Source organism: Herbaspirillum lusitanum P6-12 (assembly GCF_000256565.1).
GTDB classification, from domain to species: Bacteria; Pseudomonadota; Gammaproteobacteria; order Burkholderiales; family Burkholderiaceae_D; genus Herbaspirillum; species Herbaspirillum lusitanum.
In genome coordinates, this window is the sequence record NZ_AJHH01000519.1 from 1 (window position 1) to 698 (window position 698).

1 protein-coding gene is annotated in these 698 nt (G+C 65.5%); it reads left to right on the forward strand.

From position 1 onward, the window contains the following. Window positions 1–184: 184 nt before the first annotated feature. The coding region (locus HLUSI_RS29250; protein ID WP_040503604.1) for a DUF4347 domain-containing protein at window positions 185–698 on the forward strand (514 nt) is incomplete at its 3' end.

Here is a 698-nt window from a genome sequence, read left to right on the forward strand (position 1 = left end):
CGCGGCGCGCGCGTCGATCCGGTCAGCCAGTCGGTCAAACTGACGGCGGTGATCGATGGTCGCTTCAGCGAGCTGATCGCGGGCATGAGCGGCAAGGTACTGATGGCGCCGCCGCAGCGCTGATTGTCTAGGTTTTCAGTCGTCGTTTTCAGTAGTTTCAATGCGCCTCTTTCAGGAGCAAGCCATGGAATCAGTGATCTCTTCCCTGCGTCGCGCCGCCGGCACCGCCGCCACCCGTCGCCCCTTGCGTCATGCGTCGCAGTTGCTGTCGCTGGAACAACGCTTCATGTTTGACGGCGCTGTCGCCGACGCAGCACACGCCGCCCAGGCGCATGACAGCGCGCCGCCGCCAGTGCCGCCGGCAGTCACGGTGCGAGCCGCCGATCCGGCCAAGGATGAGGGCAAGAAGGAAGTGGTGCTGGTCGATACCTCCGTGGCCAATTACAAGACCCTGGAAGCCGGTGTGCGCGACGGCGTCGGCATCGTCGAGTTCGACGGCAGCAAGGACGGCCTGGCGCAGATTGCGCAATGGGCGGCGACGCAAAGCGGGCTGGACGCGATCCATATTTTGTCGCACGGCTCGCAGGGCACCGTCAACCTCGGCACCGCGCGCCTGACCGACGCGTCGCTGTCGTCGACCACCGTGCAAGCGGAACTGGCGCAACCGTTTGCGGGACGCATCGCCGAACAGAAGGTGC